Origin of the sequence: Shewanella sp. Shew256 (genome assembly GCF_002196695.1) — a bacterium.
Taxonomy (GTDB): domain Bacteria; phylum Pseudomonadota; class Gammaproteobacteria; order Enterobacterales; family Shewanellaceae; genus Shewanella; species Shewanella mangrovisoli.
On the sequence record NZ_NAJR01000022.1, the window covers coordinates 1 to 19,997 of the forward strand.

29 protein-coding genes are annotated in these 19,997 nt (G+C 46.8%); 21 read left to right on the plus strand and 8 right to left on the minus strand.

Annotation, left to right across the window (positions count from 1 at the left end; translation table 11 throughout):
* The 15 genes from B5P39_RS24805 to B5P39_RS22775 form a co-directional block, all read left to right on the plus strand.
* Positions 1-210, plus strand: a 210-nt coding sequence (locus tag B5P39_RS24805; protein WP_441347620.1) for a hypothetical protein, incomplete at its 5' end; no start/stop codon positions are given.
* Complete coding sequence (locus B5P39_RS22715; protein ID WP_088213025.1) at positions 207-539, plus strand: hypothetical protein; 333 nt, start codon at positions 207-209, stop codon at positions 537-539. The genes B5P39_RS24805 and B5P39_RS22715, both read left to right, overlap by 4 nt.
* Positions 536-772: a hypothetical protein gene (locus B5P39_RS22720; RefSeq protein WP_011789808.1), complete on the plus strand. Its 237-nt coding sequence runs from the start codon at positions 536-538 to the stop codon at positions 770-772. Before B5P39_RS22715 ends, B5P39_RS22720 begins: the two co-directional genes overlap by 4 nt.
* Positions 765-1,556, plus strand: coding sequence for an HNH endonuclease signature motif containing protein (locus B5P39_RS22725; protein ID WP_088213026.1), 792 nt, complete (start codon positions 765-767; stop codon positions 1,554-1,556). The genes B5P39_RS22720 and B5P39_RS22725 overlap by 8 nt, the downstream gene beginning before the upstream one ends.
* A complete protein-coding gene (locus B5P39_RS22730) occupies positions 1,553-1,789 on the plus strand; it encodes a hypothetical protein (RefSeq protein ID WP_088213027.1) in 237 nt (78 codons plus the stop codon). The genes B5P39_RS22725 and B5P39_RS22730 overlap by 4 nt, the downstream gene beginning before the upstream one ends.
* Positions 1,786-1,911: a hypothetical protein gene (locus B5P39_RS25085; protein WP_088213028.1), complete on the plus strand. Its 126-nt coding sequence runs from the start codon at positions 1,786-1,788 to the stop codon at positions 1,909-1,911. The genes B5P39_RS22730 and B5P39_RS25085 overlap by 4 nt, the downstream gene beginning before the upstream one ends.
* Positions 1,908-2,183, plus strand: a complete 276-nt coding sequence (locus tag B5P39_RS22740) for a hypothetical protein (RefSeq protein WP_140418350.1) — start codon at positions 1,908-1,910, stop codon at positions 2,181-2,183. The genes B5P39_RS25085 and B5P39_RS22740 overlap by 4 nt, the downstream gene beginning before the upstream one ends.
* A complete protein-coding gene (locus tag B5P39_RS22745; RefSeq protein ID WP_088213030.1) occupies positions 2,183-2,494 on the plus strand; it encodes a hypothetical protein in 312 nt (103 codons plus the stop codon). The genes B5P39_RS22740 and B5P39_RS22745 overlap by 1 nt, the downstream gene beginning before the upstream one ends.
* A complete protein-coding gene (locus B5P39_RS22750; RefSeq protein WP_088213031.1) occupies positions 2,481-2,690 on the plus strand; it encodes a hypothetical protein in 210 nt (69 codons plus the stop codon). The genes B5P39_RS22745 and B5P39_RS22750 overlap by 14 nt, the downstream gene beginning before the upstream one ends.
* Positions 2,687-2,860, plus strand: coding sequence for a hypothetical protein (locus tag B5P39_RS24810; RefSeq protein ID WP_176400024.1), 174 nt, complete (start codon positions 2,687-2,689; stop codon positions 2,858-2,860). The genes B5P39_RS22750 and B5P39_RS24810 overlap by 4 nt, the downstream gene beginning before the upstream one ends.
* Positions 2,857-3,054 (plus strand): hypothetical protein, encoded by a 198-nt coding sequence (locus B5P39_RS22755; protein ID WP_088213032.1) that lies wholly within the window; start codon positions 2,857-2,859, stop codon positions 3,052-3,054. Before B5P39_RS24810 ends, B5P39_RS22755 begins: the two co-directional genes overlap by 4 nt.
* Positions 3,054-3,281 carry a hypothetical protein gene (locus tag B5P39_RS22760; RefSeq protein ID WP_088213033.1) on the plus strand — a complete coding sequence of 76 codons (228 nt, stop codon included), beginning with the start codon at positions 3,054-3,056 and terminating at the stop codon, positions 3,279-3,281. The genes B5P39_RS22755 and B5P39_RS22760 overlap by 1 nt, the downstream gene beginning before the upstream one ends.
* A gap of 27 nt (positions 3,282-3,308) precedes the next feature.
* Positions 3,309-4,864, plus strand: a protein-coding gene (locus B5P39_RS22765) for an IS3-like element ISSpu6 family transposase (RefSeq protein WP_086022278.1) whose coding sequence is annotated in 2 segments (ribosomal slippage) — positions 3,309-3,771 and positions 3,771-4,864 — 1,557 coding nt in all. Because the reading frame shifts where the segments join, the coding sequence is not laid out codon by codon here.
* A gap of 57 nt (positions 4,865-4,921) precedes the next feature.
* Entirely contained in the window at positions 4,922-5,194 is a 273-nt protein-coding gene (locus tag B5P39_RS22770; RefSeq protein WP_088213034.1) for a hypothetical protein, read from the plus strand.
* A 20-nt stretch (positions 5,195-5,214) separates the two neighbouring features.
* Positions 5,215-5,412: a helix-turn-helix transcriptional regulator gene (locus B5P39_RS22775; protein WP_088213035.1), complete on the plus strand. Its 198-nt coding sequence runs from the start codon at positions 5,215-5,217 to the stop codon at positions 5,410-5,412.
* Here B5P39_RS22775 and B5P39_RS22780 read toward each other — a convergent pair.
* Positions 5,409-6,617 (minus strand): tyrosine-type recombinase/integrase, encoded by a 1,209-nt coding sequence (locus B5P39_RS22780; RefSeq protein ID WP_088213036.1) that lies wholly within the window; start codon positions 6,615-6,617, stop codon positions 5,409-5,411. The genes B5P39_RS22775 and B5P39_RS22780 overlap by 4 nt on opposite strands.
* Positions 6,618-6,794: 177 nt before the next feature.
* On the opposite strand from B5P39_RS22780, the gene sbcB reads away from it, so the two are divergent.
* A complete protein-coding gene (gene sbcB, locus B5P39_RS22785) occupies positions 6,795-8,213 on the plus strand; it encodes an exodeoxyribonuclease I (RefSeq protein ID WP_088213037.1) in 1,419 nt (472 codons plus the stop codon).
* Positions 8,214-8,425: 212 nt separating this feature from the next.
* The gene (cdd, locus tag B5P39_RS22790) at positions 8,426-9,316 is read left to right on the plus strand and encodes a cytidine deaminase (RefSeq protein WP_088213038.1); all 891 of its coding nucleotides are present in this window, start codon (positions 8,426-8,428) and stop codon (positions 9,314-9,316) included.
* 94 nt (positions 9,317-9,410) lie between these two features.
* Here the strand turns inward: cdd and B5P39_RS22795 are convergent, their stop codons facing one another.
* The 3 genes from B5P39_RS22795 to B5P39_RS22805 form a co-directional block, all read right to left on the minus strand.
* Positions 9,411-9,617 carry a DUF1289 domain-containing protein gene (locus B5P39_RS22795; protein ID WP_088213039.1) on the minus strand — a complete coding sequence of 69 codons (207 nt, stop codon included), beginning with the start codon at positions 9,615-9,617 and terminating at the stop codon, positions 9,411-9,413.
* Positions 9,598-9,945 (minus strand): VOC family protein, encoded by a 348-nt coding sequence (locus tag B5P39_RS22800; RefSeq protein ID WP_088213040.1) that lies wholly within the window; start codon positions 9,943-9,945, stop codon positions 9,598-9,600. The genes B5P39_RS22795 and B5P39_RS22800 overlap by 20 nt, the downstream gene beginning before the upstream one ends.
* 73 nt (positions 9,946-10,018) lie before the next feature.
* A complete protein-coding gene (locus tag B5P39_RS22805; RefSeq protein WP_011717477.1) occupies positions 10,019-10,723 on the minus strand; it encodes a DUF445 domain-containing protein in 705 nt (234 codons plus the stop codon).
* Between the two features lie 350 nt (positions 10,724-11,073).
* Here B5P39_RS22805 and B5P39_RS22810 point away from each other — a divergent pair, with 350 nt between their 5' ends.
* The 3 genes from B5P39_RS22810 (at position 11,074) to B5P39_RS22820 (ending at position 15,460) form a co-directional block, all read left to right on the plus strand.
* Positions 11,074-11,454: a VOC family protein gene (locus B5P39_RS22810; RefSeq protein WP_088213041.1), complete on the plus strand. Its 381-nt coding sequence runs from the start codon at positions 11,074-11,076 to the stop codon at positions 11,452-11,454.
* Positions 11,455-11,684: 230 nt separating this feature from the next.
* Positions 11,685-14,870: a DUF748 domain-containing protein gene (locus B5P39_RS22815; RefSeq protein ID WP_088213042.1), complete on the plus strand. Its 3,186-nt coding sequence runs from the start codon at positions 11,685-11,687 to the stop codon at positions 14,868-14,870.
* Positions 14,871-15,103: 233 nt separating this feature from the next.
* Positions 15,104-15,460 carry a glutaredoxin family protein gene (locus tag B5P39_RS22820; protein WP_088213043.1) on the plus strand — a complete coding sequence of 119 codons (357 nt, stop codon included), beginning with the start codon at positions 15,104-15,106 and terminating at the stop codon, positions 15,458-15,460.
* 90 nt (positions 15,461-15,550) lie between these two features.
* On the opposite strand, the gene B5P39_RS22825 is transcribed toward B5P39_RS22820, so the two are convergent.
* Entirely contained in the window at positions 15,551-16,240 is a 690-nt protein-coding gene (locus tag B5P39_RS22825; RefSeq protein ID WP_088213044.1) for an energy-coupling factor ABC transporter permease, read from the minus strand.
* A gap of 165 nt (positions 16,241-16,405) precedes the next feature.
* Between B5P39_RS22825 and B5P39_RS22830 the strand changes: the two genes are divergently transcribed.
* Positions 16,406-16,870, plus strand: a complete 465-nt coding sequence (locus tag B5P39_RS22830; protein ID WP_088213045.1) for a hypothetical protein — start codon at positions 16,406-16,408, stop codon at positions 16,868-16,870.
* Positions 16,871-16,998: 128 nt separating this feature from the next.
* Here B5P39_RS22830 and B5P39_RS22835 read toward each other — a convergent pair whose 3' ends face one another.
* The 3 genes from B5P39_RS22835 to msbA are packed head-to-tail and all read right to left on the minus strand — an operon-like array spanning position 16,999 to position 19,978.
* Complete coding sequence (locus B5P39_RS22835; RefSeq protein ID WP_011623174.1) at positions 16,999-17,178, minus strand: Trm112 family protein; 180 nt, start codon at positions 17,176-17,178, stop codon at positions 16,999-17,001.
* Positions 17,168-18,175: a tetraacyldisaccharide 4'-kinase gene (gene lpxK, locus B5P39_RS22840; protein WP_088213046.1), complete on the minus strand. Its 1,008-nt coding sequence runs from the start codon at positions 18,173-18,175 to the stop codon at positions 17,168-17,170. The genes B5P39_RS22835 and lpxK overlap by 11 nt, the downstream gene beginning before the upstream one ends.
* Complete coding sequence (gene msbA, locus B5P39_RS22845; protein ID WP_088213047.1) at positions 18,176-19,978, minus strand: lipid A export permease/ATP-binding protein MsbA; 1,803 nt, start codon at positions 19,976-19,978, stop codon at positions 18,176-18,178.
* Positions 19,979-19,997 lie beyond the last annotated feature (19 nt).

Genomic DNA, 19,997 nt, shown 5'->3' on the forward strand with positions numbered 1-19,997 from the left:
GAGTTTCGCGATAAATGCGTCGAACTCATGGGTGACGTTCCGCGCCTTGAAATGTTCGCCAGAACCAAAACCAAAGGTTGGGATGTGTTTGGTAACGAGGTAAAAGGCTCGATCGATATTCCATTAATGCCAGAGCAAAAAACCATTGAGCTAGCACCAGCGCAACAGCTCGATATCGAAGAACAAATCGCGCGGGAGAATGCAGCATGAAATTCAATATTGAACCAGTACAACGTGATGAATACGGTGATTATCAGCACTCACAACTTCCATATTTTGACGGAGCCGAATGCGTTTCTAAGGAAGTGATTTCGAAGTGGCAAGAAGAAATGGATTTTAAGCTAGTGATTAGCAGGATGGATTGTGAAATCACGGAAGATCACCCTGCTTGGGTTCATTACTTCGAAGATGGTGACGCTGGATTTGGTGAGTGGGTTCCAGAATCACCTAGCGAAAATGCCATTCTGTTGTCTATTCACGACACCGAAGATGGCCCTGTTGCGTGGTGGGCTGTTGAACGCACCAAGGAGTCAGCATGAAAAACACTTTGATTGATCTAAATAATCACTTATTCGCCCAGTTAGAACGCCTATCTGATGAAGATTTGAAAGGCGAAAACCTGCGTGAAGAGATCGACCGTTCTAAATCTGTCACGCAGATTTCAAGCCAAATTATCGCCAACGCTCGACTCGCGCTCGATGCCCAATTAGCAGCTAATGAGTTAACCATTGGCCGCAAACTGCCTGAAATGCTGGAGAACAAAAATGGCTAGGTTTATCTACACGGCAGCAATGCTCGATTTTTTACGGGTGACTTTCCCTGAAAAATCGCTAGCCGAAACGACAAGGTTATTCAATTTTGCTTTTGGCTTAGACAAAACTATTCAGCAAATTAAAGGCGCATGCGAAAACCACAAAATCACCTGTGGCCGCAAGCAAGGCGAGCTAACAAAAGGTAAGTTACGCTGCTTCACCAAAGAACAATTTGACTGGGTAAAGCTAAAATATAAGTCATTGACTATTGAACAAATTACTGTCGAATTTAATCAATTTTTCGGTACCGAAAAAACAGTTAGTCAAATCCGCGCGCTCACAAAAAATCACGGAATTAAATCAGGTCGAACAGGCAGATTTGTAAAAGGGCAAAAAACGTGGAATGCAGGGATGAAAGGCTGGCAGGCTGGCGGAAATTCAACATCTACCCAGTTTAAAAAAGGCATTATCCCGCAAAACCATCGGCCTGTAGGTTCTGAGCGAATCGACAATAAAGATGGTTTTGTCATGGTTAAAGTGGCAGAGCCAAGAACATGGCGCCTAAAACATATTCTCGAGTGGGAAAAACACCACGGCAAAGTGCCAGCAGATCACAAGATCTGGTTTATCGATAACGACCGCACCAACTGCGACATTAGCAACCTGATGTTAGTCACCACAGCAGAGCATGCCATCGTCAATAAGATGGGTTTAGGCCGTGCGCTACCAGAAGCTAAAGAAACCGTATTGCTGTTAGCCCGTATAAAAATGGCGACCACTAAGCGCAAACGGGAGGCAGCATGAACAAACTCAACCAGATGGAAACAGCACCAAAGAATCAGCAAATACTTATAGATACTGGCCTAGGTTTTTTACAGATGGCGCACTGGAACGCACTTGAGGAATGCTGGGTTATTGCCTCGCTCAACTGCAACGATGGCGACGGTGATGATATCTACTTTGAAAACGACTACGAACAAAACCCAGTAGGTTGGCTACCGTTGCCAGATTACACGCCAAACTGGAGTCAAAAATGAAGCAATCAACCGCAATCCGCGAAGCGCTTAAGCAGTGGTACGCCCTGCCACGAAAACAAGCAGGCAGCTGCCAACAGTTTATGAAACAACTCGCCGAAGAATTGAAGAAGGAAGGTAAGTGATGGATCTGCTTAAAAACATAATCAAGGCTCTTTTCTTCTTTGCACTATTCATAGGTTTCGCGGTGTTTGTTGCTAAGTGTGAACATAACAGCTCACCTGTTGTAAACGGTAAGCGCGTCGGCACAGGGTATGAGTGTCACGACAACGTGCTTTACGTCGTTTCTGGTTCAGGCATGGGTAGAAGTATTGCTCCATCTTTTAATGCTGAAACAGGAAAAATAATCAAGTGCAGCATGGGAACAAGTAGCCAAGCGGCTAAGGATGGTGAGTGATGGGATGGGCTAACTGTGGTACAGACAGCAAAGGCAGGCCAATAGGCTATGCCTTTACAGCAACCTGTGATCACCCAGGTTGCCATAATCAAATCGACCGAGGTCTTGCTTATGCATGTGGCGGCATGCATGGAAAATCTGAGATCAGCTGCGAAGGTTATTTTTGTGAGCAGCACAGGCCAACGTATATCGAGCATGAGGGAGATACCCGCCAGATTTGTAGTCAGTGTACTAAGGAGTTACTCGACTCTGGTGAGTGGATAGAAGATGAAAACGAAGGTTGTTTAAGGAGTGTGCATGATGACTGCTAAAGCAACAAAAGTGTGCAAGTGGAAGTGGCAAGAGGGTGGTTTTGTTTTTGAATATGACACTGCTCAAGAATTAGCAAAGCTCATGTTTGAAAACTTACCTAAAGTAACAAACCCATATGATCCGGCTTGCACTGACTTTGATAATTTCAATGAAACATTATGGCAATTGCAGCGGGATAAGGGTGGTGAGTTATGACTCTGACTATCGGTGAAATGTACCAGTTCAAAGGTGGGCGCGAAAAAATTATCTACGTCGGAAAACAAGGTAATTGGCACCAGTTCGAGCTTAATGGTGAGGCCGGAGTTATTTGGTGCGAGCTATTAGATAGCGATTTGCATTTAATCGAAAAGGCAGGTGCAGCATGACTCTAAATGATCGTATGAATTTGCTTACCGAAGAAAACGAGCAGCTTAAAGCAGAAGTTGCAGAACTTAAGGATCAAGTGTCTATTCTCAGCCAGCGCCCTAAATACGATTTATCGACCACACAAGTCCGCGAACAAGCAGTGATTGAAAGGCTTAAAATACAAGGTTTGGTAAGTAACAAGGGAGTTGCATGATGGATGAATATATTCCTGAAACAGGTAAATCCTGCCTTTACAAAAGGAAAGGTGCTCTAAATTGGTGTATGTGCAAAGTTATAGCAAAATACGAATCACTTATTTGGATTCATAATTTTTATACTGGAAGCAAGCCAGTAGTTAGAGAAGCCGAAGTTGAATTTAAGCCATTACCTAATCCCCCTGTGTCAGGATTGTTGTCACCCCTAAATAATCATTATGTTTAAAGACAGGGTGCGGCAAAAGAGAACGATATGGCTCGGTATTCACCAGAACGTAAAGAGGCGATCCTTAAAAAATTATTACCTCCTCACAACTTAACGGTCGCAGAGGTCGCTCGGGAAGAAGGCATCGCGGTGCAAACCTTGTATCATTGGCGAGATATTGCCAGAAAAGAAGGTCGCCCCGTGCCAGGTAAAACATTAACAGCCGATGATTGGTCGGCTGAAGCAAAACTTGCCGTGATTATTGAAACAGCGCCGCTGTCGGAAGCGGAGATAAACCAGTATTGCCGTGAAAAGGGCTTGTTCCGCGAGCAAGTACAGCAGTGGAAACAGGATTGTTTAGCTGGTTTTCAAACCTCAGAAGTACAAACTAAAACCATTAAACAGCAGGCTAAGGCTGACAAAGCCGAAATCAAATCGCTGCAACGGGAATTGCGCTATAAGGAGAAAGCGCTGGCTGAAGCTGCTGCGTTACTGGTGCTCAGAAAAAAGCTCAATGCGCTCTGGGGGGACGACAGCGAGGAGAGCTAACCCCTTTGCCTGAGCGCATAGCATTGATTGCCTTAATCCAAGAGGCCTATACCAATGGTGCTCGCCTTTATAAGGCTTGTGCAGAAACGGGCCTCAGTAAGCGTACCTATCGACGTTGGTATCGAGAAGGTCAAGTACAAGCTGATTTAAGGCCGACAGCAGCTCGACCAGAGCCGGCCAATAAACTCGAAGAACATGAGCGACAACAGATATTAAGCGTGTGTAATCAAACGGAGTACGCCAGCTTACCCCCGTCGCAAATTGTGCCAACATTATTAGATAACGGGATTTATATCGCCTCGGAATCCAGCTTCTACAGAGTGTTAAATGCTCATGGTCAACTTAACCATCGTGGCCGCACTCAGGCTGCGGTCAATCGAAGCAAACCGTTGAGTTATCGGGCAGATGGGCCGAATCAAGTGTGGTCATGGGACATCACTTATTTAGCCTCAATCGTCAAAGGCCAGTTCTACTATTTGTACCTGTTTGAAGATATTTACAGTAGAAAAATAGTGGGTTACGAAGTTCATGAGCAAGAAAGTGGGGAATATGCCGCTGCGCTAATCCAACGCTGTCTGTTACGCGAGCAATGCTTTAACACGCCATTAGTGCTGCATTCTGATAATGGGGCGCCGATGAAGTCACTGACCATGAAAGCCAAGCTGGAAGAGCTTGGTATTACGGCATCATTAAGTCGGCCGAGGGTGAGTAATGACAACCCCTTTTCAGAGTCGTTATTTAAAACGTTGAAATACCGCCCACAGTGGCCGGCATCAGGTTTTAGCTGCTTAGCAACAGCAAGAGAATGGGTGGAAAAGTTTGTAACCTGGTACAACGATGAGCATAAACACAGCCAGCTAAATTTTGTCTCACCAGGGCAACGTCATGCACTGCAAGATGGCGCTATTTTAGCGAAGCGCAAGAAAGTGCTTGAGGCGGCGAAGGAAAGAAAACCGATGCGTTGGTCTACAGAGATCAGAAATTGTGAAGCGGTTGGCGCTGTAACACTCAACCCAGATAAGGCACCAGAAGAAGGCGTAATAAATGCAGCTTAATATTTAAACAAAGAGTGACAACTATCTTGAAAAACACCGTAATGATGAGGCTGCTTGATGATGGCAAGATTAAATTCATTTATTTTGCATATCACCAACCACGCGATACAAAGATGGAATGAACGATTTTATGGCCGAGCGGCAAATCTTATCGATTCATTTTTGGAGGCTAAAAAATTAAAACGAAAGCAGGTTATTCGTCTTAAAACTGGCGATACCAATGGAAAGGTTATTTTTGGAACTGAATATTGCATTTTTGTATGCACTAAATGCAGAAAGCAAAAAAACACACTGGTAATGCTAACAGTCGTTCCAAAAACAAAGATTTAATTCTAAGAAGGTAAACCATCATGAACCACCAGCAAGCAACAAACGAACCACTGTTTTTGACCACCAAAGAAGTGCTTGAGCGCTATCGAATCAAGTCAAAGGTAACTCTTTGGAAATGGCGCAAAGAAGCAGGTTTCCCTGAGCCAATCCACAACGGCCGTCATTACGCCAAAGACTCACTCGACAAGTGGGACGAACAACAAAAGCAAGCCGCTTAAGCTCTCCTTTCTAACACCACCACACTTCTATCCCCAAGTGCCGCAAGTTTGATCTTGCTGGTCCACTGCTCATACGCTTCCGCCTGTTCTTCAAGCCAATCATGCTTGTTGTAAACAGCCATTACCCCACCCAACAAGTGCCCCAGCATCTTCTCGGTGACATGGGGCAACACTCCCGCCTCCGACATTCTGGTTGATAGCGTCCGTCTAAAATCGTGGATCCGCCATTCAGGAATGCCAACATTATCCTTAATATGCCTAACCAACTTATTTACCGCAGCAATATTCGCCGGCTTAGATAAATCCGCAGCAGGGAAACACCACGGCGAGCGATACAGGCTCCATTGCTCCTGCAGGATCTCAAGCAAGGCCGCACTAATAGGCCGTCTTATCGGGATATTGGTTTTGCTGTACTCAATCGGCACAGTCCAAACCATTGCCTCTAAATCAAAGTCCGCTCGCTTAGATTTTAAAATCTCTGAAACCCGCGCCCCAGACAACAGACAAGCCTTAATCACGTTAACGACTGTCTTAGTCGCCCGTCGCTTATCCAGTTCCCGCCAAATCTTGCCGCACTCATTAAAGGTTAGCACCCGGGATCCTACCTTAGAGTGCGAGCCAACATCAGTCACCCTCAGCTGCAACACATCAACAACCGATATCATTTGCCGACGAACCGCCCAGTTAAGCACCGTTTTTAAGTGCCGCAATATCGCCCCTGCAGTGACTCGACTCACCGCCGCTTTTTTATCAAAGAAATCGATCCACTCGCCTAAGGTAATACTCTCAACTTTGCGGTCGGCAAATGCGTCGCATAGATGGGCCCTAAAATATGATTTATAGCTTTCTATCGTGCCCTTCTTTAACCCGTCTGCACGCACCTGCAAAAACTTCTCACAGCATTCTTTAACCGTTACGGCGCCTTCGTAGGTATTGCGTTGTTTCCAAAAAACGCGTGGGTCGATATTATTGGCGATAGAACCCCTTAGTTCAGGCACAGCTTTTCGAGCATCCGCGATTTTTAAATCAGGATACCGACCAAGTGTTAACCGACCGGGCTTGTTTTCAAACCTAAAACGATACTGCCATGTTATAGTCCCTGTTGGGGTAACTCTAACGCTTAAGCCGTCTCTGTCTGCTAACTCAGGTTTTCCCGTATATGGCTTGCCTAGAATTGCTCGTAACTTTGTGTCAGATAAAGACATTTTAGATACCTGTGTACATATTATTTTTGAATATTACGCCACAGAGCGTGATATGTACACAGTAGTGTACTCACATGCACTCACAACAAAATAAACCGTATTAAATAGATTTAAACCAAACTAACTCATATAAACCAATTAAAACATTGTGTTAAGTAGTATAGAGAACCATTTTTAATGAATATAAAACACAATAAAACAGAGTCTATATTCTGGCACGATTATGAAACCTTCGGAGCCAATCCCGCCAAGGATAGACCGGCCCAGTTTGCCGGGATCCGCACAGACTTAGATCTCAATATCATCAGTGAACCCGAGACTTTTTACTGTAAACAATCAACGGATTATCTCCCCTCGCCCGAAGCCATTTTAATCACAGGGATCACACCACAATTAGCCAATTTAAAGGGGTTGCCTGAAACCGAGTTTATGGGGCGTATTCATGCACTCTTTAGCCAACCGAATACCTGCGTGGCAGGCTATAACTCCTTACGTTTTGACGATGAAGTCACCCGCTACGGTTTCTACCGTAACTTTATCGATCCCTATGCCCGCGAATGGCAAAATGGCAATACACGCTGGGATATCATCGATTTAGTCAGAGCTTGCTATGCGTTTAGACCAGAAGGGATCCATTGGCCATTAAAAGAAGATGGCTCGCCCAGCTTTAAGTTAGAGCACCTGACACAAGCCAATGATTTGAGCCATGAAAAAGCCCACGATGCCATGTCTGATGTGTACGCCACCATCGCTATGGCCAAGCTGATTAAAGAAAAGCAACCCAAGTTATATCAATACTATTTCGAGCTACGCCGTAAACAGGCCGTGAGTGCCCAAATCGATGTATTGAATATGCAGCCGCTTGCCCATGTGAGTTCCAAAATCAGTTCGCTGCAGGGCTGTACGACGCTGATTGCCCCCGTAGCCCACCATTCAAGCAACAAAAACGCCATTATTTGCGTTAACTTAGCCATGGATTTAAGCCCGCTGTTTGAGTTAGATGTCGAGCAAATAAAAACTCGCATGTATACGCCGAGAGCCGAGCTTGCCGCGGATGAGTTACCTATCCCGGTCAAACAAGTTCATCTTAACAAATGCCCTTTTATTACCTCGGCCAAGATTTTGGATGATGCCCAAGCAGAAAGACTCAATATCGATAAAGCCTTTGCCAGAGAGCAATACAAACGCTTAAAGGCTCACCCAGAATTGCGGGAAAAACTGGCCCAACTCTTTGAGCATGAAGGCGAAGTCACAACCACAGATCCTGACTTAATGCTGTATTCGGGAGGTTTTTTCAGCCCCGCCGATAAAGCCAAGATGGAGATCATTCGCCATACCTTGCCACAAAATTTAGCGGCGCTGGATCTGCAGTTTGATGATGGACGTATTCCCGAGATGCTGTTTCGCTACCGAGCACGTAACTACCCTGAGCTGCTGAATGATCAAGAAGCCCAGCGTTGGCGCAGCTTCTGCCAACAACGTTTGAGCGATCAGGATTATTTACTCAAACTTGAAAATCTGCTGCAAGATACCGAGGGTGATGAACACAAACAGAAGTTACTCGCGGCCCTGTGTCACTACCTACGCGGGCTCTAAAGCTACGCGGACTCTACAACACCGATAGCGAATCGCTAAGCAGAGAGTTCTATCAGATAAGACAGTTATTTAACGCCAGACATTGATAACTTCTTTCAGTTGTCACTTATCTGGCGTTAAATTGAGGTATAAACGCGAACTAACTCGCATTTATACCGTAACAAAATTACTAGAATGTTCTTCCATGAACTTAACAAACAAGGAGTCGGGAAATGCAAGATAGATTTATCAAAAGCATAACCCAGCTGCCAACACCATTGGCTGACGCATTAATTCCCCTATTACATCAAAACTTTGCGGGACATATTGATGCACAGCAACTGGCAGAGTTAGTCCAAAGCAGCAAAATGACCGAAGCCGAAGTATTACTGGCGCTGCTGCCTATTGCCGCCGCCTTGGCGAAACCGCCTATTAGCGAGTTTTATGTCGGCGCGATTGCCAAAGGGAAAAGTGGCGATATCTATATGGGCGCCAACCTTGAACTGCCCGGCGAGGCCCTGTTTCACTCTGTGCATGCGGAGCAAAGCGCCATCAGTCACGCTTGGTTAAGTGGCGAGAGCCAAATTGTCGACATGATAGTCAATGCCAGCCCCTGTGGTCATTGCCGTCAGTTTATGAACGAACTGGTCGAGGGTGGCCAAATCAAGATCCATTTGCCATCGCAAGACAACCATTTACTGTCCTATTACCTGCCCTACGCGTTTGGGCCGAAGGACTTAAATGTGCAGTCGCCCTTGCTGGTCAAGCAGGAAACCGAATTTGCCCTCGATAGCAGCGATCCGATGGTGATTGAGGCGTTAGATCATGCGGGTTTAAGCTACGCGCCTTATACCCAAAGTTACGCGGCCGTCGTATTAGAAACAGCGGATGGCGCAACCTATTGTGGTCGTTACGCTGAAAACGCGGCGTTTAACCCTTCCATGCTGCCAATGCAGATGGCCTTATCGAATCTGACTCGACATAACCGTGATTTTGGCGAGATCCGCCGCGCGGTGCTAGTCGAGTCATCACAGGGGAAAATCAGTTTAGTGGGCGCAACCATGGATGCGTTACATGCCGTTGTGGCTATCGAACTTGAGCATATTGTGGTCGACCCCGTTTAACGAGAGTCCAGCGGCGCTTTAGCTTTACACAATTGTATTTGCTGGGCGCCGCATTTTTCTCATCTCTTACCTCTTGCAGATCTAAGTCACTTAGCTAACGGTTAGCGCTACGTTTTTCCTCGAATGCAACCTTACGCTCAGCCATTCTTAAGTAACAATCCTCGCGCTGCGCCTGTGTCATGGTGCGCCAGGCTAAGATCTCATCCAAATGCCTAAAGCAGCCCATACAGATATCTTGCTGATCGAGGCAGCAATTTCGCACACAGGGATGTTCGAGCAGATTACTCTGACCAGACCGCATATTCGTTGCCAGCTGGCTCAATAAAATGGAAACGCCGTCCACCGGGAAAGCTGAAAATATCTGTACTGATAGCGCCGCCCGCCGCCTTCACCGCCGCTTGTGTCTGTTCTAAATCCTTGCTGTACAACACGATCAACGGACAACCTTTTTCGAGGTTAAAACTTACCTCTGCTTGATAAAAACCTCCCGTGATCCCCGCATCAATAAAACAGCTATATTGCGGGCCGTAATCCTCAAAGCGCCAACCAAATACCGTATTAAAAAAGGCCTTCGAGCGACCAATATCTGTGGTGGGAATTTCTAAATAATTAATGCTGTGATGCTCCATAATCTTCCCTGCTCATGATTAATCAAACAAAAAGGGAGCCAATGCTCCCTTTAGTATGCTGGCTATTGCCAGATTAACCTTGTACTAAGGCGGCGACAAGTCCGATAGCGCCACCAAATACCCCGCCCCACACTACGAGCCAACCTAAATGTGTCTGGATCATCTCCTGCACAATTTGCTTAACCATTTGCGGCGTTAATTCATTCAAGCGTTGTTCAACGATATTGGCGATCTTCGTTTGCAGATCGGCCATCACATTCGGCTGCTCAATCTCTTGTTTCAATAGGTTGCGGAACTGTTCACTCTCGGACATTTCCACCAAAGAGGCTTTCATCTTCTCGATAAAGGGTTCCTTTAACGGCATTAACGCCTCAGTGCCGCCAAACATGGATAACATGCCGCCGAAGGAAGATTGAGCCACAGTGTTAACTAAAGCATCGAAGGATGGCGCTAAGTCCACTTTATCAATCACAGGGGCTAAATCGATTTGGCTAATTCCTTCTTTTTCCGATAGAAAACGGTCAATATTCTCAGTGGTGAAGAACTGTTTCATCATAAGATGTGCAATCCCCGCTTTGAACTCTTCAAAACGCGATGGCACGACGCCCGAACCGTACAAACCTGGAACCTTCTCAAACAGCATATACACCGCAAGCCAGTTAGTAATGGCGCCAGATAAAGCAAATAAACCAACATTAAACAAAATGGGTTGGCTCAATGCGTATCCCAATGCAACGCAAATGGCCGCTAGCACATTTGTCACTAAACTCTTATTCAATCTTACTCCCCTCTTAAGCTATCGATGCGATTGCAAATGGCGCTAGTTTAGCAAGTGAAGGGGATGCAGGTCTAATGCAGAAAAAGGATGAAAACGTAGCCAAATACCGATAAAACAACGCGCAAACCCAGCTAACTCAAGCACTAGCCAGGCTGGCCGAACATCGCTAACGGCGAGTGGAGTCAATGAGGTTATTTCATTAATTAACATTAACTTAGTTTAATGATTTTAAGGAGAAATAATTGCACATTTCTCAACGCGCTTAGGAATTATTGAAAAGCATCGTCTACACTCAAGGGGACAAAAACTCCACAACCTTGCTCAATCACGTAAACATAAGGGATGTGCTTATGGACTCTGCATTTAATACCGCTGGTGCTTTAGGTTGGCATGAACTCACGACCCACGATACCGAAGAAGCCATGCGCTTTTATGGCGAAGTGTTTGGTTGGCAGTTTAGAACGGTCAAAATGCCCCATGGTCAGTATCATCTCATTGAAAATCACGGCGTAGGTATTGGTGGAATTACCGATAATCTGATCCCAGCCTTGCCTTCACATTGGACAGGGTACGTCACAGTGGCCGACGTCGATTTGGTCGCCATTAATGCGAAAAAACTCGGCGGTGATATTCTCTTCGGCCCAGAGGATATTCCTAAAGTGGGTCGTTTTTGTTGGATAAAAGATCCACAGGGCGCCATTATCGCCGCAATTAGTTACCTCTCAGCCTAAGCCGTTTCGACTGCATCTAATTGCGTTTGATTGGCAGAAACGTTACTGCTGTAAACAGAGGGTTATTGTTTAATATTGCTTGACGTTCAAACTCGTTACCATAAGGTAATGCTCAGATTTAATTGGAAAAACTAAAAACAACTCATGTACACCTGAGCATTATTCGCTAGAATAGTCGCATTTATTGATAGATTTCGCGCCTGCGTGCGTATTGGAGCCTTAATCTCACTATGTTGACTCAGCTATCACGGTTAAAACTGGCGTTCTTTAGCCGTCCTCGATACCAACGAATTCTCGCCTATTTAACGATAATCTACTTAAGTTACCTGATTATCCTTGGACTGGTACTCCCCAAGGCCGTAGTGTCTTTCGCCCCAGAGAAGCTTGCAGAAGTGTTGAGCCGTCCTGTGACACTGCAGGATATGCGGGTCAATCCTTTTACCTTCCAAGTCAATATCGAACAGTTCGAAGTTAAAGAGAAAGATAATCAAGCCTTTGCAGGATTATCTCAGCTGCAATTTGAAGTCAACTTTTGGCGGTCGGTGTTTAATCAAGCCGTGGTGATTGACCATATCCAGCTGCAAGGTCCCTTCGCCAATATCAGTCGGTTTCAAACCCAAGGGAAAACCCAGTTTAACTTCGACGATATTATTACCACCCTCAATCAGGCGAAAACGCCGAGTGAGCCTGAAACAGCTACAGAAAGTACCCACCCACCGCGAGTGATATTAGGTGAATTCAGCTTAACGGCGGGTAAGGTCAAATTTGATGATCAAATCACCCAAGCCTTGGTTGATTACCCCAATATCAACTTCAAACTCAGTCAGTTAGATACTGAGTATTTGATGATGGCTAATCCTGCAAGCCCTGTAAAAGGCCAAGCGACGACATCTCAGGATAAGCCAGCTACGGATACAACTCAGGCCAACTCAGCATCGAATCCTCCGAGCATTCTGCACAACCAATTTGTCGCCCAGCTACAGGATGCCCATGCGGGCGAAGTCAGCCTTGCCGGACAATTCCAACTTTTCCCCTTTAAGCTTGTCGGGGATGCACAGCTCGCCAAACTGCAACTCGCCCCACTCTGGCAATTTGTAGCCGAGCAATTCAAGGTAAAACTGGCGGCGGGTGAACTCAGTATCAGCAGTCATTACCAAGTTGAGTTGCCAGTCGATGGAAACGTACAACTCACGGTCGAACGCGGCCAAGTGATTGTAGAGAAAGTTGATTTACTCAATGGCGACCAGTCCGTTATCGCCTTACCCTTGCTGGCGATTGATGGAATTAACCTCAACCTCGCCAAGCAGCGCGTCGACATTAAGCAAATCCACAGTGAAGGTTTAAGCCTTAAAGCCAAGTTGGACGAACAAGGCATCGATTTAGCACAGCTGTTAATGCCAAAATCTATGGCTGCCAGCACAGATACCGCAGTGCCGAACACATCAGCTGAAACGAACACGTCAGCCGCATCGGCTTCACAAGCGGCCTCAGATACGAGCGCGACTGAACAGCAAGATGCCTGGTTAGTGACACTGGGCGGCCTGAGTATTGAAAACTACGATATTCAACTTGCGGAACATAAACTTACCCAAACCGCGCAGCAATGGCGTGTCTATCCCCTTAATTTTGCAACACAAGCCATAGTGAGCGATTTAAAGGCGCCAATCGAATACGAGCTTTCCTTTGCTCTAAATGATAAAGGACGCTTTATCTCCAAGGGGCAAGTCGATGTGCCTAATGAGTCAATTAACGCCGACCTTAAAGTCCAGCAGCTCGCCTTAGCCCAATTCCAACCCTACCTTGCGCCCTATGTGAATATGCAGCTCAGCAGTGGCCTATTCAGCAGTGATGGCAAGCTAAATGCCGACGGCAAAGGCAAAGCAATTTATCAAGGCAGTGTTGAGCTGGATGATTTGAGTATCCTCGACAACATTCGTAAAGCCCCCTTGGTTAAATGGCAAAAAATGCATATTAATCAGCTCGATTTCGACCAGCAGATGAATAAAATTAATATCGACCATCTAAGCTTTAATCAGCCCTACGCTAAGGTGGTTATCGCTAAGGATCGCACGACCAATATTAGTAATCTGATTGTGGAAACGCCTGCGACAGACGTCCCTAAGACGACTGCGACAACGGCTAAGACAGAGGCCAAGCCTCAGAGCAGCCCCGATGCAACGACTAAGCAGCCCGAGTTAAGCTTAGATATTCAGAAAATCAGCTTTAACCAAGGCTCGGCATTTTTCGCCGATAACTCCCTCACGCCTAACTTTGCCTCTGGCATTGAGCAGCTTGAAGGCAATATCAGTCACTTATCCTCCAAACCCGGCACGACAGCATCGGTCGATATTAAAGGGAAAATCGATCGTTATGCGCCAGTGACCCTAAAAGGGGATATTAACCCACTGCTGGATAAGCCTTATCTTAACTTAGACCTAGTGTTTAAGAGTGTCGAGCTGACCTCTGTGAATCCTTATTCAGGCACCTATGCAGGCTATTACATCGATAAGGGGCAATTGTCCTTAGCGCTCAACTACAAACTGGAACAAAACCAACTCAAGGGCAGCAACCACTTAGTGATTGATCAGCTCAAGCTGGGTAAACGCAGCAACAGTGACTTAGCCACCAGTTTGCCCGTGACCTTAGCGATTGCTCTGTTGCAGGACCGCCACGGCGTGATTGACCTTGGGATGGAAGTCTCCGGCGACTTAGACTCACCCAGCTTTAGTGTCGGCGGTATTATCATGACGGCCATCACCAATGTGATCACTAAGGCCGTGACGGCGCCCTTCTCTTTCCTTGCGGGTCTGGTAGGCTCCGATGAAACCTTGGATAAAATCCCCTTCAACCCAGGGCAATTTGTACTCAGCCCAACTGAGCAGGAAAGCTTAGATAAACTAGCTAAAGGCTTAGACGATCGCCCAATGCTTAAATTGAGCCTCGAAGGCAGCGTCGATGCCGTCAAGGATAGCCAAGCGATTGCCGAGCGCATGATGAAACGCAAGCTGGCCACACTAGCCAATCTGCCACTGACGGAATTACCCGCAGATCTCAGCCCGAGCCAATTCCCAACCGAAGGCCCTCTGGCCGATGCGCTGGTCAAACTGTATGAGCAGGAAGTCAAAACCAATCCGGATGATGTGAAAGACACTATTGTTGCTGAGACCAAAGATACGCCACTAAGCAAAGAGGAACTCACCACCCGTTGGCATATTGCGCTGTATAACCTCACGGTAAAAGCGCAAACAGTTAGCCCTGGCATGTTAGGCGATTTAGCCCAAGAGCGGGCTAAATCGGTTAAAGCCTATCTTGTCGACAGTAAAGGGATCGCGCCAGAGCGGATTTTCCTACTCGAGAGCCGAGTGACCCTGAGCCAAGATGCGGCGCAGGTGAATATGAGTATCGACGCAAACTAAATACTCACCAACACCAAAACATGGATAATAAAACGCCCAGTCCTCACTGGGCGTTTTTGTAACTAAAGTCGGCTAACAGCCTCAGTCTCAAGTGCTTGGCCTCACGCATCCCTTAGGTTACACTCTGCGGCTTTATGCGAGCGGATCACATTTCGCCAAGTCTTTTCGACAACGAAATACCATTTCGCACCACCCATACTGCGGCGCGCTAACACACTTTATTCGAGGTAATTATGTTTATTATTCGCTGGATTTTAGGTCGGATCATTTTGTTACTGAACTTTGTGTTCACCCCAAAGAAGCGCAAACGCCCACAGGCAGAACAACAACAGATTGACGCCCAGACCGAAGCGCTGGCCTTATATCAATACAATGCCTGCCCTTTCTGCGTTAAAGTGCGCCGCGCTATGCGTCGTCAAGGACTGAATATTCAAACGGTTGATGCAAAACAATCTCCGCACAAAGATGAGCTGATCGCTCAGGGCGGTAAACAACAGGTTCCTTGTTTACGCATCGAAGAAAATGGCCAAGTACAATGGCTGTATGAGTCGAAAGAAATTATTAATTACTTAGATCAACGCTTTGCCTAAATGAAATGCGCGCCCTATGGTGCGCTTTTTATTTACGCCTAGCTTTACTAGCACCACGCTTATTTGCGCCTTTCTTTAATTACGCCACATTTATTTACGCCAAAGATATTCGCGATCGGAATAGTCAAACAACCACTGGGGTTGGTACACCACCAAAAGCGTCACCGCCATGCCATTGAGCAGCGCTTCGGGGAACGCCAATAGCGGGATTAACATCAGATAGTTATCAATTAACACGCCCCAGTCATAATCCATTGACCACCACAGCCAGAACGCCCAACTAAATTGATGAAATACCGTCGACAGCCCAGCGTTAATAAAGGCGCCGACAAAAATAAACACAAAAATATGCTTAGGAAACAAATGATAACTACGGCTGTAGAGAATAAAGGCACAGAACAGCGGAATAGCGATAGCAAATAAGCTAAAAGCCCCAAACTCGGCGGGCTGCTTTAACACAAACATACTGAAAAATGCGCTCGGTAGCAGCAAGGCAACCGTGGCTAAACGCCAACCAAACATCAGTAGGCAAGTAACTATGCCTAAGAAGTGTAAATGCAATCCCACTTGAATACTGGCATTAAGCAACCACAGGGTATTTACCGCAATCAGGGTCAATAACAACCGCCATTGTAAGCCTTTGTCCTTCAGTACTTGCTGTAGCTCCTCCTTAGGCCAAATTGCATAAATCCACAGCGCCAGTAGCAACAGACTCAGGCACTGCAATGGGCTGATATCCCATTCGATTTGTGCAAAACGATTCGCCCAAAAGTCCAACATGAAAAAGGCTCCCTCGGTACAGCGCCATTCGGCGTGATAAAGCGGTAAAGATAATCGCGGTATACGAGAGTGAGTATATCGCGAATAAAACCCATAATTGCATGATATTTCGCGGCATATTAAGGTATTCTTCGGTAAGTGAATCACCTAAGAGTAATCCTTCATATGCTATTAAGATCGATAAGTCTGACACTGCTGAGCTGCTTTACCCTACTCGCCTGTAGCAGCGCCCCAATAGATCCCACAGAGTTTGCCGGAAAATTTAAAGATAAACTCACCACAGATCTGCGCGCCGATGGGCTAAAACTCTTTACCTATCAAGCCGGTTTAGCCGAAGACAAATCGAAAAAGGATAATGCCGAGCGCCCCTTCCCCCACGAAGAACGCATGCGCCAAGTCGCCCAAGATCCTAGAGAGCAGCGCCGCAGTCGTAAAGAACAGGCCGACTCACTCGAGATTTGGGGCAAACAAGTGGAGCTGGGGTTAGAAAAAACCTTAGAAATGACGGGCTATTGCCGCGAGGGTTATTTCGAATTGAGTCGAAATATTGAATCGGGACGCGGTGAAATTCGCGGAGAATGTAAAGAAGGCGCCACCGAGGAAGATAAACAAAAATTTGCGCGCTTTTAGCAAGTTTGAGTGCTTATCTTTACCAGTAAAAAGAAAAAATAAGGGCGAGGTTATCGCCCTTATTTCAACGCTTTACTTAGCTAACTCACTGAACGCTAAATCAAAGCCTCAATTCATTCAGTCTGCAATTAAACCGCTTCGTTTAAAGGAACAGCACGGTTTTCGAGTAACACAGGGATCCCATCCGTGATTGGATAGGCTAATTTGTCTGCCTTACAAATCAATTGCTGCGTTGTTTTATCGTATTCCAACTTTCCCTTGCACACAGGGCAAGCGACTATGTCTAACAGTTTTTTATCAAACGCCATGGGATTTTCCTTGTTTAGCTGCAGCCACAGAGCGCACACGGCTCAGCAGCTGTTGATCAAATTGTGGCGATAGCTTGGCATCCACAGCCAAATACCACCAGTTTTCTTGTGCAAAATCGCGACATTTAACCGCATCTTTTTCTGTCATCATCAGCGGGCGAGATGCCGCAAGCTCGCATAACACGTCTTTATCGTAGGCTTGGTGGTCATCAAAACCATGGGATAACGCAAGTTGAATACCTTGCTGCGTTAACGTCTCAAAAAAGCGCGCCGGATGACCAATGCCCGCCATAGCCACCACAGGTTGTGTCGGGTCAAACACTGCCTCAGCTTTAGGATTTACTGGTAACACCGCACTTGGACTCAGCTGCATCTCATATTGGTTGGCCTGCGCGGGCCCACCATTGACCACCACAAAATCCACTTGATTAAGGCGCCAAGCACCTTCACGTAGCGGCCCTGCGGGCAGCAAATGACGATTCCCTAAACCGCGCTTTCCATCAATCACCACCAGCTCGATGTCACGGCCGAGGGCGTAATGCTGCAAACCATCGTCACAGATAATCACATCTACCGCAAACTCTGCCAGCAACGCCTTGGCGGTATCGACACGTTTGGCTCCCACTACCATAGGCACGCCAGTGCGCGCGACTATCATGGCGGGCTCATCGCCTACTGCCGCCGCGCTATCCGCCTCGGTAACGACTTTGACCCCTTGGATATCCGCGCCATAACCACGGCTGATCACACCTGGATTAACCCCCTGTTGCCGTAACAACTCAATTAAATAGATGACTGTGGGCGTTTTACCGCTGCCGCCAACGGTAATGTTACCGACGACGATAACGGGCACGGGTAATGCGGTTTGGGATTTGAGTCCCAAGCGAAACAGGCTGCGACGAATCGCAGTAATCAAGGCAAATAGCACAGAAAACGGCAACAAGAGCCACCGCAATGGGTGGCCCTCATACCAGATTTTATTCACCAGCGCCTGCATTTAGCTACCGAACTGCATTTGGTATAACTTGGCATACATGCCGCCAAGTTCCAGAAGGGATTTATGGGTACCGCGCTCAACGATACGACCTTGATCGACCACTAAAATTTGATCGGCGCTTTCAATGGTCGACAAACGGTGAGCAATCACAACCGAAGTACGGTTTTGACGAAGATTATCGAGTCCCTGCTGAATCGCCTTCTCAGATTCGGTATCGAGTGCCGAGGTGGCCTCATCGAGGATCAGCACTGGCGCATCACGCAGCATAGCGCGGGCAATCGCGATACGTTGTCTCTGGCCGCCCGATAATAACACGCCGTTTTCACCCACTTGGGTGTCTAAACCTTCGGGCAATTGCTCGATAAACTCCATCGCGTGAGCTAAGGTTGCCGCTTGAATAATCTGCTCGCGGGTCGCTTCGCCGGGATAAGCATAGGCGATGTTGTTGGCAATAGTATCGTTAAACAGCGTCACTTGCTGCGACACAAGTGCCACCTGATTACGCAATGATTTCAATGAGTAATCATAGATGCTGACATCATCGAGCAGAATGTCGCCAGATTCCAAGCCAGTGTAGAAACGCGTTACTAGACTGGCAATGGTGGATTTACCCGAACCAGAACGACCGACTAAGGCCAAGGTTTGTCCTTGAGTCACCTCGAAGTCGATATTATCTAAGGCGCGGCGCTCCTGCCCGTCGTAGCTGAAGGACACATTATCGAAACGTAAGTTGCCCTTAGCACGCTGGACTGTGTAGGTCCCCGTATCCGACTCAGGCAAAGTGTCTAACAGTTCAAAAACCGTGGTACAGGCTGCGATACCGCGCTGAAATTCGGCATTCACACGCGTGAGGTTTTTGATGGGTTGTAACATGGCCATCATAGCGCCGAGGATGGTCGCGAAGGTACCTGCGGTCAAATCGGCTTTCATGCTATCTAGGCTCGCCGCATAGAGCACAAAGGCCAAGGCAAAGGAGCCAATCACCATGATCAGCGGCTGGCTAATGGCCTGCGCCACGGCGAGTTTCATATTTTGATGACGGTTTCTGTCATTCACTTTGGCGAAACGCGCCGTTTCGGTTTCTTGTCCGCCGAAGGCCAAGACGTTTTTATGACCTTTGATCATCTGCTCGGTGGCGGCACTGACATCACCCATCGCCGTTTGGATTTGTTTCGATACCTTACGGAAGCGGCGACTGACAATAGTGATCACCAATCCCATAATAGGACCAATTACTAAAATACAGAGGGAAAGCTTCCACGAGTTATAAAACATCAGCGCAAGCATACCGATAACCGTCACCCCATCTCGCACGATGGAGATCAAGGCACTACCCGATGCGCGGGCAATTTGCTCGGTATCGAAGGTGACTTTTGAAATCAAGTTCCCGGTGTTTTCTTTATCCATGTAGCTCACGGGCAAGCTCAGATAATGCTCAAACACCTGCTGGCGCATATCCATGATCAAACGCGCACTCATGTAAGAAATGCCGTAGGTGGAGACAAAGTTCGCAAAACCACGCAGGGAAAACATCAAAATAACCACTATCGGCGCCATTAATAACACTTGGTTATCGGCATGAAAACCTTGGCTAGTGGGGAGTGCGATACCGTTACTGATCGCCGGTGTACTGGAAAAGCCTTTATCGATAAAAGGACCGATAAAAGAAATAAAGGCCGCGTCGACAAGCCCATATACAATCAGGCCGACAACTGAAAGCAAAAACATGCCCTTCATCGGTTTGAGGTAGCCCAGTAATCGTTTGAAAACTGTCCACATTTCGTCTTTAGGAGATGCTGTCATTGAAAACACTAAATTATGG